The following is a 12513-nucleotide window of genomic DNA, read 5'->3' on the forward strand; positions in this document are numbered from 1 at the left end:
CATCCCGGACCCGTTCTGCGTGCCCGTGGTGCCGATGACTCAGCCGATATCAACCCGCAAGGCAATGTCGAAGGTGCCTGCGCCGTTTTTTGCCAGGCCGATCATCAGCAAGCCAAGCGATTCGAGTGTCTGGGCCATATGCAGGCCGCCGACATCCAGCGGGCGCAGCCCGAGACTGTCGAGGTAAGTCGAGACAAGTACCTTGGCCTGGGCATCGTCGGCTGCGATGAACGCGTCGAGGCGTCCGGCGCGGGCAAGGACATGGCCGAAAAAGGTGTTGAACGCCTTCACGACATGCGCGCCGGCCGGAACGACTTTGGCAGTTTCCTGTGCGCCAGAACTGCCGCTAGGGGTAAGCAGGCCCGAGAGGTCGAGGGCGACCGGGTTGGTAACGTCAACGATCACCTTGCCGTCGAGTGCGTTCCCGAAATTGGCCACCGCCACTGCCGCTGCGCTATACGGCACGGCGAGGATGACGATGTCGCCCGCCGGCGCGGCGCCGTACGTTCCTGTGGTCGCTCCGGTACCAAGCTTGTCGACCAACGCCTGCGCCTTGACAGGGTTGCGGCTGATCACCTCGACTGCGTGTCCGGCCTTAATGGTACGGTCCGCAATCGCCGAGGCCATGCCGCCCGCACCGATGATGCTGATAGTTTTATTCGTGTTCATGTGTCGTTTCCTTGATAGTTGGGGTATTGCCTGCTGCAGCTCATCAGCCGGCAGGGAAGTAATGGCCGTTATCCAGATCGGCTAGCAGACTGGGCTGAGCAGGCTCCCAGCCAAGAGCCTGGCGGGTAATCACATTGGACGCAGGGAGATCCAACGTGACCAAATTCGCAAGGAAACCAAAGTATCCCGGCAGCATCAGTACGTCTGCGGGAATGCTCACGGCCGGCAGGCCTAGACGGCTGCCAATCGCCTCGGCGATCTCGCGCAACCGGATGCCTTCGCCCTCAATGCCGTGCCAATATTTGCCAGCCGGACCCTTCTCCAGCGCTAGACGGAACAGGGAGGCGAGGTCGCGGCTGTGCACCGCTGGCCACAGATTCGCGCCTTCTCCCGGGTAGCCGATGACGCCCTTCTCCTTCGCGAGCCCGATCAGCAACGGGAGAAAGCCGGCATCGGTGGCGCTGTGCGCGATCGGAGGAATCCGCACGATCGAAGACCGCACGCCCCGCTCGGCAAGGCCGATCACGGTGGTTTCCACGACGTTACGAACCCGCAAGGTACCCTTGTATGCATCGCCGCCAGGCAGCGCTGGGTCGTCCTCGGTCGCGGGTCGGCCCAGGTTCTCCCACCCGGGCGAGCCAATGCTTCCCGACGCAACCAGCGGCTTTCCGGTCCCAGCCAGTGCCTCGCCGTACGCGAGCATGATCTGGAGCTCGGCGGCAGCCACGGCGTCGATCCCGCCAGACGGAAGCAGGTCTTGCCTGTGCGCGACATGAATGACACCGTCGGACTCCGCTGCCGCTGCCTTGAGCCCATCAAGATCGGAAATATCCCCACGCCGCACCTTCGCGCCGAGCGCGGACACGGCAGCTGCGGACTTATCCGACCGGGCCAGGCCAGTAACCTCGTGGCCCGCAGCGATGAGCTCGGGGATGATGTACGAACCGATATGGCCGGTTCCCCCAGTAACGAAAACGTGCATATTGCTGTTCCTTATGAGCGATGTGATATATGGAAGTGATGTTACGGGTGCACTCAGCCGGGGCAGCGCAATCCGGCAACCGTGCTCAACATGAAAACATGCTATCCATGTAACTTGCAAAAAGCAAGTAATTTTAAGAATTTAACTTGTAAAATACAAGCAATGCTAAGATTTAACTATGACAACGCTATACAGGTGAGCGAAGAGGTGAAGGCGCTAGTCCGTAAGGTGGGGTCGTAAATGACCGTGCGTAGCAACACGCGGGTGTCGAGACCGGCGCCAGCACAACGACGCGTAGCCAGATAGACCGAAACGGCAAGACTGCCGGAAGGCGTGCCACCGGATCAGACGAGCATCTAGGCCTTTTCATTCGGGATGAGTCTGGATGTGAACATAGCCAAGCATTTCGCCTGGCCAGATTCTGGAGCGGCACGGCAGCCATACTGCTTCAGTGCGCAAAATACAACTCGTGCAGGTGCTCCATATCGATATTGCTGGCCCGTTCCGACAATACGACCTTGCCACTTTGCAGCAAGTAGACCTGATCCGCCACGCCCACCGCGCGATGCGTGCTTTGCTCGACCAGAATAATGGTCCGCCCCTCTTCCTTCAAGCGGGACAGCGTCTGAAAAAGTTCGTTCACGACGACCGGTGCCAGGCCCAATGAGGGCTCGTCAATAATCAACACCTTTGGATCGGCCATCAGGCCACGGCCCATGGCCAGCATCTGCGCTTCGCCACCAGACAGCGTCCCGGCGCGCTGGTTTCGTCTTTCGTAAAGGCGGGGGAACATCTGGTAGGCTTTCTCACACTGGCGACGCGAAGCAGCCCTATGCCTGGGCGAGAAAGCGCCCAGCATCAGATTCTCTTCTATGGTCATGTCTTTGAAGATCATCCGGCCCTCGGGAATCATTACGACTCCCAGATCCGGCATCCGCCATGTCGGTGTGTCCGTAAGCACTTTACCGTTAAGCAGAATGCTTCCTTGCGCCAGCGGCAGCAGCCCCATGATGGCACGCAGCAAGGTGGTTTTGCCGGCGCCATTGGGCCCGATAATAGTGGTGAGCTCGCCTGGCCGCACCGAAATCGACACATCCCACAAGATATTGATGGCACCATAACCGGCGCGTATGTCTTGAACCTCAATCATGACTGGCCTCCGGTATAACTGCGCACCACTTCGGGATCGCTGAACACCTCGTCAGGCGTGCCCAGCGCAATCAGTCTGCCGAAATCGAGCGCGGCCACGCGGTCGCACAACTGGCTGATGGTTTCAATATCATGTTCGATGATCAAGATGCCAACCGAAAATTTCTTGTGCAGTTCCTGCAGCATGCTCATGAAACGCCGCTTCCCGGCTGTTTCCAGTCCGGCCAGCACTTCATCCAGCAGCAACAGCTTGGGATCGGTGCACAAGGCCTTGGCGATTTCCAGCGCTTTCAGCTCGGTCAAAGCCAGCTCGGTTGCGGCGTTACGGTCGGCACGCAAGTCCAGCTTGGTAAAAGCCAGCACTTCCGCAATGCGTGTTTCGTCCACCTTGCCGGTGCCAAAGCGCTGCGCCACCAGCAGGTTCTCACGTACCGTAAGTTCGTGCAAAGGCTGTGGTATCTGGAAGGTGCGCCCTATGCCCAAACGGGCGCGCCTGTGCAGCGGTGTCCTCAAAAGGCTTGCAGAGTCGAAGCTGATACGCCCTGCAGACGGTTGGACCAGGCCCGACACGGCGTTAAACAGCGTGGTCTTGCCTGCCCCGTTGGGGCCCACCAGACCCAACACCTCGTCACGGTTGGCGGTCAACGTAACGCCATCCACCGCAGTCAGCCCGCCAAACCGCACCGTCAAGGCCTCAAGTTGCAGCATGTCTTCTCCTGAAACCTTTGCCCAGCAGCGGCAAAAGACCTCGCGGGCTGAAGATGATCATGGCCACCAGCAGTCCCCCAAGAATAAGCTGGTGCCCCGAAGAAATCAGGTTCTTGAAGACCAGCTGATCAATCAAATAGACCGTCAGGGCACCCGCCACAGGACCGAGTATGGTGCGATAACCGCCGAAAATCGCAGCGATAATAGGCAGCGTCACCCACACCCCGTTGAAAGCGTAATCGGGTTCCAAAAAGCTGATGTAGTGCACATTGAACGCCCCTATCACACCCGTCATGAAGGCCGATACAAACAGCATCATGGCCTTGAGCAAAGTGCTGTTGACACCCACCACGCGGGTGGCGTCTTCGCTGTCATGCATGGCGCGCAGGGCAATCCCGTAATAGCTTCCGCGTATGGCACGATACGCCAGAACGAACAGCACCAGCAGCGTCAACAAGATCAGGTAGCTGCCCACCTTGCCTGCCAGGTCAACACCCAGCACAGTGGGAAAAACGGGAATGCTGGACAAGCCGCCAGAACCGCCCGTCATGGAAGACCACTCAATGGCGATAATCTTGAAGATATGCGCATAAGCCAGAATGGCCAGCGCAAAATAAGGTCCACGCAGACGCAGTACAGGCAGCATCACGGCTGACGCCAGCACCGCCCCCACACCGCCCAGCAGCAGACCCCACATGACCGGAACTCCTGCTTCCATCGTCAGCAGGGCCGAGACATAGGCGCCCACCCCAAAGAAGGCTGAATGTCCAAAGCTGACCATCCCGCCCAGATTACCCAGCAACGCCCAGGCCAGGGCAATGCCGCCAATAACCAACGCGGCAATAATAAGGCTCATCACGTAGTTATTCTGGCCCAGTAACAGCGGCACGGCAATATAAGCCAAGACAAGGCCAAGCAAAGTAAAAAGCGCTGTTTTCATCCCCGCCTCCCTGCCGCGCCGAACAAGCCATTCGGCATAACGAACAAGACTAATAGGAAGAGCAACATGCCGACCAGCTCCTGTAAGGCCGAACTGGCCAGGGTAATGGTTAGCGCCTCGGCGATGCCCAGCAAAAGCGCGCCCACGAGCACGCCCGGTATGGATCCGATGCCAGCCAATACCGTAATGATGAATGCCTTGATGGTCAGCACATGACCCAGTGACGGCTGGATGACGCCGTAACTAAAGATGGCCACCCCGGCAAAAGAGGCCAGTATGCCGGCTATTAAAAAAGACACCATCTCGGTGCGGCGGGGATCGATGCCCATCAGGCGGGCAGCATCACGGTTGCCCGCCACCGCTCGCACGGCGCGTCCGTACCAACTGCGCGACAGCCACCACCACACCCCCCCTATCAGCACAACGCTGACCACAAAAAATAGCGGCTCACTGCGCATACTGTATAGCGGCCCCATCACCATGGCTTCCTGCATCCATGCCGACGAGGTGGATTTAATTTCGGCAGACCAGATCAGCAGAATGGCATTGGTCAGAATGACACCTATGCCGTAGGTCAGGATAAGCGAATTGAGCTCGCGGTCGGTCCTGATAAGGCTGACCAGGAAATACATAATCACCGCGGTGGCACACACAATTACCAGAGCCACCGGAATGGCGAGTATCGGGCTAAGTCCACTGCTCGACTCCACCGTATAGGCAATATAAGCGGCCAGCAGCACCAGCTCGCCATGGGCCAGGTTGATAATCTTCATGGTACCGAAGACCAGCGCCAAACCCAGCGCAATCAGGGCATACGAACCGCCCTGAAGCACGCCGGAATACAAGGCCTGCAGGATGAGGTCAGTCATGGGTGGCGCCGCTTCTTATTTCCAGGGCACGCCCGGATACTGCATGGGAGCTGTCGCCGCGTCGGCCGGCCACACAATCTCGATACGATCACCCTGATGCTGGCCCATATGGTGCACAAAATTCAAGTTGTCGCCCTCGGTAAACTGCACCCGTCCAATCAGCGTGTTGCGATCCGTCTTTGCCAGCTCTTCGGCAATACCACCGTTCTTGACGGTGCCTTTATCGGCAGCCCGTGCTATGGCTTCGAACAGCAACATGGACTGCACGTAACCGAACTGACCCAGATAGTCGGGGTCTTTGTTGTAAAGCTTCTTGTAGGCATCGTAAAAAGCCTTGCCCTCTTCTGTCTTGAACTGGGCCGGATACGGCAACAATGCCGTGCCATAAACCTTGGGCATCAAGTCGGGAAAGTCGGCAGCCATTTTGGGCGTGGCCAACGACCACACTCCCACCATGGCGCTGACGTCCGGCTTCAGCACCTTGGCTGCACGCAGAATGCCGACGTAATCGTTCTCGTATCCCACCATCAAGATCACATCTGATTTATCGCGCAGGCGCACTTTGTTTACGATGGGCTTGAAGTCAGATATGCCCGGATCGAAGGGGTGCATACCGACTTTCAGACCTTTGCCGGACAAATCCTTTTGCACGTCTTCAGCCAAATGGGCGGTCGCCTCTTTGGTCGAGTAAATAATAGAGGCGGATTCGATCTTCATGTCACCCAGCACCCCCACCATGGCTTTCTGGTATCCGGCCGTATTGTTGATACGGAAAAACGTTTTGTAGCCGCGCTGCACCAGGCCGTTGTCTACGCCACCGGAGGTAATGTAGGGCAGGCCCAGCTTGTTGGCCGCATCGGAAGCCGGACCGATATTGTTGGAGCCATAGCCTCCGGTGAACGCCACCACACCCTGTGACGCCAGCTTTTCTACAGCCGCGATGGCCTTCGCCGGTGACGACTCATCATCCTCCGTCAATACTTTGATAGTGTGTTTGCCGTTGGTATTGTTGAAGACTTCAACCGCCACAGCAATGCCTTCGTGCATGCCGGTCCCCACGCGCGCCAGCGCGCCCGTCAGGGGTTCCTGCTCACCCACGAGGAATTCTTCCGCCATCGCCGTGGTGCTGAAGACGGACAGCGCCAGCGCCGCCCACCCCACCTGTTTGCATAGTCTGTTCACTGTCTCTCTCCTTTGAGTTTTATCAGGGCTCCGGATGGAGCTCTTCTTTGAGTAATCGCTGCGCCAGTTCTTTAAGCTGGCCCTTCAATATCTTGCCGGTTGCCGCCGCCGGCATCGCCTGCATCACCACAATCTGCGACGGCCGCTTGTAGGGCGACAATCGTGATACCAGCCAATCGTGCAGACTCTGCTCGTTTGGTGCCGGCTGTGTGGGGTCGAGCTCTACAAACGCCACGACTTCTTCATTCCCACCATGGCCGGGACGGCCCACCACAGCAGATTGCGCGACCGCCGGATGAGCATTAAGCGCCGCCTCGACCTCGATGGGATACACGTTGAAGCCCGAACGGATAATCAGCTCTTTGCTGCGGCCGATAAGAAACAAAGCTCCGTCCGAGTCTTGACGCACCAGATCGCCCGTGTTCAGCCAGCCCTGCGCGTCTATTGTTCTGGCCGTCAATGCCTCATCACGGTAATAGCCCTTCATGACGTTGGGACCGCGCACCCACAGCTCACCTGGCTCGTCCTGCGGCAGGTCTGCGCCCTGGCTATCGACGATGCGTGCCTCGACACCAGGGATAACTGAACCAACCGAGGTATCGCTGCGCGGGGCATCAAGCCGGGTCTGGCTAATGGTGGGGGAGCTTTCCGTCATCCCGTAGCCGTTATGCAGGGTACGTCCGAACAAGCGCTCAGTCTCGAGCTTGAGCGTGGAATCCAGTGGCGAACCGCCTGCGTAGATAAAACGCAAGCTGGTCTGCGCAAGATCCTGGCGACCCTTGTCGTATTCGAGCAAGCGTGCGTACATCGCGGGAACCCCCTGGATTATGGTCAGCTTGTCGTCGCGAATAGCCTGAAGCAGTGCTGCCGGCGAGTAACGGGCTGCCAGATACAGCGTCGCACCAGCATAGAGGGTACCCAGTGCTACCGAGGCCAGGCCAAACACATGCGTAATCGGCAGCACACCGTAGGCCCGATCGCCGGGAACCAGGCCACGCACTTGGCTAGATGAGGCCGCAATAAACAGCAGGTTTCGATGTGTCAGCATGACGCCTTTGGGGAGGCCTGTAGTGCCGGTGGTATAAATCAATGCGGCAACCTGTTCGCTACCCGACGCGCATACCGGTTCGACAGAACACGTCTCGTTCAGCGCGCCCACCGCGATTTCACCCACCCCGGTCAGCTGATGCGCCAGCGCACCGCCTCGTTCGGCATGCGCACGTGCTTCGGCCGACACGCTGACGGTATAGATAATGCGCCGTGGCTGGCTGTGGTCACCGATGGCATCCACTTCAGCGGCTGACAACCGCGCATTGACATTGACGATCCAGGCGTCAATACGCGCAGCCGCAAAAATAAGAACAATCTGGGCGATACAGTTCTCGGCCACGACCATCAGGCGGTCACCCGGACGTACGCCGCTATCGCGTAGCCACTGCGCAGCCTGGATTGATGCCTGCGCCAATTGTTGAAAAGTAAAGGCGACACCATCCTGGCACAAGGCGATCGCCTCGGGCGTCTGTTGGGCCCAGCGCTCGGGTATGCCGCTCAAGCGCTGCGGCAGGCTGTCCAGCAACAGGTTCGTAGAACCGGACATCAGCGACCAGCCTCCTTGATCATATTGCGCGCAATCACCAATTGTTGGATCTGTGTAGTGCCTTCGTAGATACGAAAGAGACGCACATCGCGATAAAACCGCTCGATGGCATAGTCAGAAACATAGCCGGCGCCGCCATGAATCTGCACCGCTCGGTCAGCTACTCGACCGCACATTTCGGTTGCAAACAGCTTGCAGCACGATGCCTGCGTGGATACATCTTCACCGGCATCACGGCGCCGAGCCGCATCGACGACCATGCAACGCGCAGCATAGATTTCTGCCTTGCTGTCGGCCAGCATGGCCTGTATTAGCTGAAACTCTGCTATCGGCTGACCGAACTGCTTGCGCTCCATCGCGTAGTTCAAGGCGTCGTTCAGCATTCTTTCGGCAGCGCCCACGCTAACCGCGGCAATATGCAAACGTCCTTTATCCAATACTTTCATTGCCGTCTTGAAACCCACGCCCTCGCGTCCACCGATCAGGTTTTCGGCTGGCACCCGGCAGTCCTGGAACACCACATCGCAGGTATGTGCACCGCGCTGGCCCATTTTTTTATCGATCTTGCCCAAAGACAATCCAGGCGTCCCCTTTTCGACAATGAATGCCGAGATCGCGTGGCCACCGCGGGCCTGTTGGTCGGTGCGCGCCATCACCGTAAACACAGACGCTTGCGGCGCATTGGTAATGAACCGTTTGGTGCCATTGAGCACATAGTGGTCGCCATCGCGCACGGCCGTGGTGCGCAGCGAGGCGGCGTCCGAGCCCGAACCCGGTTCTGTCAAGGCAAAAGACCCTATGATCTCGCCCGATGCCAGGCGCGGCAAATACTTGCGCTTTTGCTCCTCGGTGCCGTCGATCACGACCCCCTGCGAACCTATTCCGTTATTGGTGCCTATCAGGGAGCGAAATGCCGGCGAGGTCTTGGCGATTTCAAACGCAAATAACACCTCCTCTTCCATCGTCAGTTCCAGGCCACCGTATTGCTCGGGTATTGCCAGGCCGAACAGGCCCAGTTCCCGCATCTGCGCGATGATCCGGTCAGGCACCTGATCAGTCTCGGCAACCCCGTCTTCCAGCGGCACCAACTGCTCACGCACAAAGCGTGAAACACTGTCCAGCAGCATTGTTAAGGTTTCCTGATCACGTATCATGCAGTTCCTTTCGTACTGTTCGGTAGGCTGGCATATCCACCCATGCTTTTTTCCACATTCCTGACCAGCTCGACCAAACGCGGCCCAAGGTCGGTTTCAAGCTTGTCGCGGGCCAGCAAATAAGCGGGCCCACCGCAATTGAACGCCATCTGTTTCTCGCCGCGCATACCCAGCAAAGGGACACCCACGGCCCGAATCTCGGGCTGCCACTCTCCCAGTGCTATGCAAAACCCCGTGCTGTCATAGTCACGAAATGCCTTCTCCAGGTCCTTGCGAAGGCGTGACCAGTTCTCGGGGTCGGCATTGCGGATCTCGTCCATCACGCCGTCGCGTTCATCATCGGCCATGCCGCAGATCAAGGCCTTGCCCATGGACGTGGTGGCGATAGGAATGCGCGAGCCCACGTCCAGGCGCAAAGTCACGCGCGCGCTGCTACGGCAAGTTTCCACATAAATCATGCTAAGGCGATCGCGTACACCGATGGCAACGGACACGCGTGAATGTTCGGCCAGCTCTTGCATGGCAGGACGGGCCAGATTACGCACATCAAGATTGGCCAGCATGGAATAACCCAGACCCAGAACGCCCGAGGCCAACTGGTACTTGCCAAGATGCTCGGAAAATTCCAGGTAGCCCAACTTGCAAAGCGTATAGGTCAGGCGAGACACCGTGGGCTTGGGAAAACCGGTTTCTCGCGCCAGGTCGGCGTTGGTCAAGTACGCCTTGCCCGGCTGAAAGCAACGCAGCAGCTCCAGACCGCGTGCCAGTGCGTTAACGAACTGTCTGTCTGTATTCTGGTCTTCTATTGAAATAGGATCCGCACTCTGCGTCATGTTTGCTGCCTCCTGCCGCGACCCTGCGCCATGGGGAAAGACTGGCCTTGCGACAAGATAATTCTTTCACGACAAAAACAATGGGGTCAAATATTTCGAAACAGTGGTTCGCTATGCGAACCATGCTGGCACCCACCCCAAGGCTGGAAGATTTTCGACGATGGCGAGTTACATACAGCTGCGACCATTAACCGCAATTAAATCCGGCGCAGATGGTTATCCCAAGACAGATCGGTCGTGGGCTTTCTCAGCATATGTTGGTCACCCAGAATCCCAGTCATCACCAAAGCGCCCTGGCCACTGCTTATCACAAAGCCCTCTTGCGAGGCGGCAGCCACTCCGCAGCCATCAAATATTTCGCTGCTTCCCAGACAACGCCCGCTCGATGCATCCCAAAACACGACGCGTCCCCCTACCGGACTGGATGTTGCCACGATAGTGCCTGTTGAATCCGTAGCCAGCGAACCAACGTAATTCTTCATGCCACGCAAGGTCTCGTCCGGCCCGACAAAAAGTTCGGGTTGCCGGCCGCGACGATGACGACCAACAAGGGCCGGCCGCCGCGCATCGGTCGCCATGTACTGACAGCCGAACCAGACGGCGCCCGCCGCGTCTACGGCCAGGTGTCGAATCGATGATCGATGCAAGTCGGGTGCAAGGAACACTTGCTCTAACAGATCGCCGGTGTAGACATCGATATACGCGAGCGATGGCAGCATGTCGTCGGGATTAAGCTGCAATTTGCCGTAATCAGGGTGCGTAAGAATACCGCCGTTGGCCACGCAAAGCGTGCGTCCATCGGGCATCAGCACCACTTCGTGCGGTCCTACCCCAGCTGTAGAGAACTCGCCCATACGACGATAGTCGCCCCCGGGGCTCGCATCGTAAACCCCCAGCACGCCACGACCAGCCTCAAAGTCATTCTCGGTAGCCACCATAAGCTTGCCGTCGGGCGTATAAACACCGTGCCCAAAGAAATGGCGACCCGCTGCCACCGACAGCGCTTGCGGCGCGTGATGTCCTGCCAAATCGAAAGCGATGGCAAAGAACCCTGGTTGCCGGCCAAAGGCTACCGCGCGGCCGCGAGCCGAATCGATGGCGAAACTATGGCCTCGGTCAGGCATGGGCACCACCAATTGATCGCGCCCACGCTCGTCAAACACAGCTGCCTCGAAATGATTGCCATTTTTTCTTGCGGCCAGATAAAGGACGTCGTCACCAACGACTTCGCCTTGCCGCGAAACTGCCAACCCAGGCCACGCACCGCAAGCTGCCAAAAGTGCCAGGAAATTGCGGCGATCAATCTCCATCGAGGGCATTAAAGCCTATCCTTACTCCCAAGGCGGGGGCTACATTTTCGTCAACCAGGCCTTTGGCATTTTTAATCATTAACGCAGCCAGCTTGAACTGGCGATACGTTTCTTCTGAGCTGGCTACCTGTTTAATATCTGCATTGACACTATTGAAGTTATCGCGCACCCGGATCAGCTCGTCCGTCGTACTAGCCTGCACCCAGGCGTCGTCAGCCTTGTACTGATAGCCGCCCGCCTGGTAGAAGCGCAGCATTCCATCCACCCCTGCCGCCATTGATGGCGCCGTCAGACCACTGCGCCAGAATGGGGCGCGCTGATACTTGGCGCGGCTGATGTCATCTCCGAGCATCGGGAGCAGCTTGACGTCGCGGGCGAACTGCAAGCCGCTGGAAAGCGCCTTGATGGCTTCATGGGCAATTTCGTCAGTGCTGCGATAAAGCGAATTTTCTGGCGACGGCTGCGAAAATTTTTGTGCATAATCGCCCCCTTTACCCCAGGCGGAACCAAGCTCTGATCCGATCGCGACAAGATTTTCGCTAATGGAAACGGCGTAAGCACACTCGGACGAAAAGGAGTCGCCGCCTTGGCTGGCGAGTAAACCGCTATCGCGATAAAGGGTGTACTCAAGCGCCGGCAGCCCCTGCACCGCGACACTATGCTTGGATAAGGCCTGCGCGGCCGGTACGCCTGCCGGGTCGGCTAACAGTTTTTTGACTTGCCGTGAGGTCCGCCCTCGCGGATCCGGCCAAAAATAAACGCGTTCGAATCGGTGCTCGGCTATCAAAGGCCCAAACCGTAAAAACTCTATGCCAGACCAGGCCATCACCACATTCTTGAACTTGTCTTTGATTTCTTGAGCGCCCTGCTCTGTCGGTGATGAGCACCACGCCTGAAGGCCAGTATGAAGCTGACCGGCCGATCGATGAAAACTTTGCATGGCGGGCGCTATATAACCCTGCGCCAAGCGGCTGCCAAGATCTGCCGGCAGCTCGCCCGCACGGGCGATACCTGCCGCCAGTAAAAATCCGATTCCAAGCGTTGTAAAGCGCCAGGCAGCGCCGTGCATGCGCCCAATGGAATTCTTTGTATAGTCAGGCATCGAGCTGTCCCTTCCGTA

General features: G+C 58.1%; 12 protein-coding genes. All 12 read right to left on the reverse strand.

The features are described 5' to 3' along the window. Positions 1-39 precede the first annotated feature (39 nt). The 12 genes from ERD84_RS00250 to ERD84_RS00305 all read right to left on the reverse strand — a co-directional run bounded on the left by ERD84_RS00250 (position 40) and on the right by ERD84_RS00305 (position 12495). The gene (locus ERD84_RS00250; RefSeq protein ID WP_130037130.1) at positions 40-669 is read right to left on the reverse strand and encodes an NADPH-dependent F420 reductase; all 630 of its coding nucleotides are present in this window, start codon (positions 667-669) and stop codon (positions 40-42) included. Positions 670-712: 43 nt separating this feature from the next. Then, positions 713-1651: an SDR family oxidoreductase gene (locus ERD84_RS00255; RefSeq protein WP_130037132.1), complete on the reverse strand. Its 939-nt coding sequence runs from the start codon at positions 1649-1651 to the stop codon at positions 713-715. 448 nt (positions 1652-2099) lie between these two features. Then, on the reverse strand, positions 2100-2801 hold the full coding sequence (locus tag ERD84_RS00260; protein ID WP_130037134.1) for an ABC transporter ATP-binding protein: 702 nt from the start codon (positions 2799-2801) through the stop codon (positions 2100-2102). Then, the gene (locus ERD84_RS00265; RefSeq protein ID WP_130037136.1) at positions 2798-3508 is read right to left on the reverse strand and encodes an ABC transporter ATP-binding protein; all 711 of its coding nucleotides are present in this window, start codon (positions 3506-3508) and stop codon (positions 2798-2800) included. Before ERD84_RS00265 ends, ERD84_RS00260 begins: the two co-directional genes overlap by 4 nt. Then, positions 3495-4448, reverse strand: coding sequence for a branched-chain amino acid ABC transporter permease (locus ERD84_RS00270; protein ID WP_130037138.1), 954 nt, complete (start codon positions 4446-4448; stop codon positions 3495-3497). The genes ERD84_RS00265 and ERD84_RS00270 overlap by 14 nt, the downstream gene beginning before the upstream one ends. Next, complete coding sequence (locus ERD84_RS00275) at positions 4445-5317, reverse strand: branched-chain amino acid ABC transporter permease (RefSeq protein ID WP_130037140.1); 873 nt, start codon at positions 5315-5317, stop codon at positions 4445-4447. Before ERD84_RS00275 ends, ERD84_RS00270 begins: the two co-directional genes overlap by 4 nt. Before the next feature lie 15 nt (positions 5318-5332). Then, a complete protein-coding gene (locus ERD84_RS00280; RefSeq protein WP_371743147.1) occupies positions 5333-6499 on the reverse strand; it encodes an ABC transporter substrate-binding protein in 1167 nt (388 codons plus the stop codon). Positions 6500-6521: 22 nt separating this feature from the next. Beyond that, positions 6522-8096 (reverse strand): class I adenylate-forming enzyme family protein, encoded by a 1575-nt coding sequence (locus tag ERD84_RS00285; protein WP_130037142.1) that lies wholly within the window; start codon positions 8094-8096, stop codon positions 6522-6524. Next, on the reverse strand, positions 8096-9250 hold the full coding sequence (locus tag ERD84_RS00290) for an acyl-CoA dehydrogenase family protein (protein WP_130037144.1): 1155 nt from the start codon (positions 9248-9250) through the stop codon (positions 8096-8098). The genes ERD84_RS00285 and ERD84_RS00290 overlap by 1 nt, the downstream gene beginning before the upstream one ends. Beyond that, positions 9247-10083 (reverse strand): IclR family transcriptional regulator, encoded by an 837-nt coding sequence (locus ERD84_RS00295; protein WP_130037146.1) that lies wholly within the window; start codon positions 10081-10083, stop codon positions 9247-9249. Before ERD84_RS00295 ends, ERD84_RS00290 begins: the two co-directional genes overlap by 4 nt. A 197-nt stretch (positions 10084-10280) precedes the next feature. Continuing rightward, a complete protein-coding gene (locus tag ERD84_RS00300) occupies positions 10281-11393 on the reverse strand; it encodes a DUF1513 domain-containing protein (RefSeq protein WP_167667279.1) in 1113 nt (370 codons plus the stop codon). Next, positions 11383-12495, reverse strand: a complete 1113-nt coding sequence (locus ERD84_RS00305; RefSeq protein ID WP_130037150.1) for an imelysin family protein — start codon at positions 12493-12495, stop codon at positions 11383-11385. The genes ERD84_RS00300 and ERD84_RS00305 overlap by 11 nt, the downstream gene beginning before the upstream one ends. Positions 12496-12513: the final 18 nt, after the last annotated feature.

It is taken from the genome of Pollutimonas harenae, assembly GCF_004153685.1.
In the GTDB taxonomy this organism is placed as follows: Bacteria; Pseudomonadota; Gammaproteobacteria; order Burkholderiales; family Burkholderiaceae_B; genus Pusillimonas_C; species Pusillimonas_C harenae.

Coding starts and splice junctions, on each gene's coding strand:
- ERD84_RS00250 (WP_130037130.1), bottom strand. CDS start 669: ATGAACACGAATAAAACTATCAGCATCATCGGTGCGGGCGGCATGGCC.
- ERD84_RS00255 (WP_130037132.1), bottom strand. CDS start 1,651: ATGCACGTTTTCGTTACTGGGGGAACCGGCCATATCGGTTCGTACATC.
- ERD84_RS00265 (WP_130037136.1), bottom strand. CDS start 3,508: ATGCTGCAACTTGAGGCCTTGACGGTGCGGTTTGGCGGGCTGACTGCG.
- ERD84_RS00300 (WP_167667279.1), bottom strand. CDS start 11,393: ATGGAGATTGATCGCCGCAATTTCCTGGCACTTTTGGCAGCTTGCGGT.
- ERD84_RS00295 (WP_130037146.1), bottom strand. CDS start 10,083: ATGACGCAGAGTGCGGATCCTATTTCAATAGAAGACCAGAATACAGAC.
- ERD84_RS00270 (WP_130037138.1), bottom strand. CDS start 4,448: ATGAAAACAGCGCTTTTTACTTTGCTTGGCCTTGTCTTGGCTTATATT.
- ERD84_RS00290 (WP_130037144.1), bottom strand. CDS start 9,250: ATGATACGTGATCAGGAAACCTTAACAATGCTGCTGGACAGTGTTTCA.
- ERD84_RS00285 (WP_130037142.1), bottom strand. CDS start 8,096: ATGTCCGGTTCTACGAACCTGTTGCTGGACAGCCTGCCGCAGCGCTTG.
- ERD84_RS00305 (WP_130037150.1), bottom strand. CDS start 12,495: ATGCCTGACTATACAAAGAATTCCATTGGGCGCATGCACGGCGCTGCC.
- ERD84_RS00260 (WP_130037134.1), bottom strand. CDS start 2,801: ATGATTGAGGTTCAAGACATACGCGCCGGTTATGGTGCCATCAATATC.
- ERD84_RS00275 (WP_130037140.1), bottom strand. CDS start 5,317: ATGACTGACCTCATCCTGCAGGCCTTGTATTCCGGCGTGCTTCAGGGC.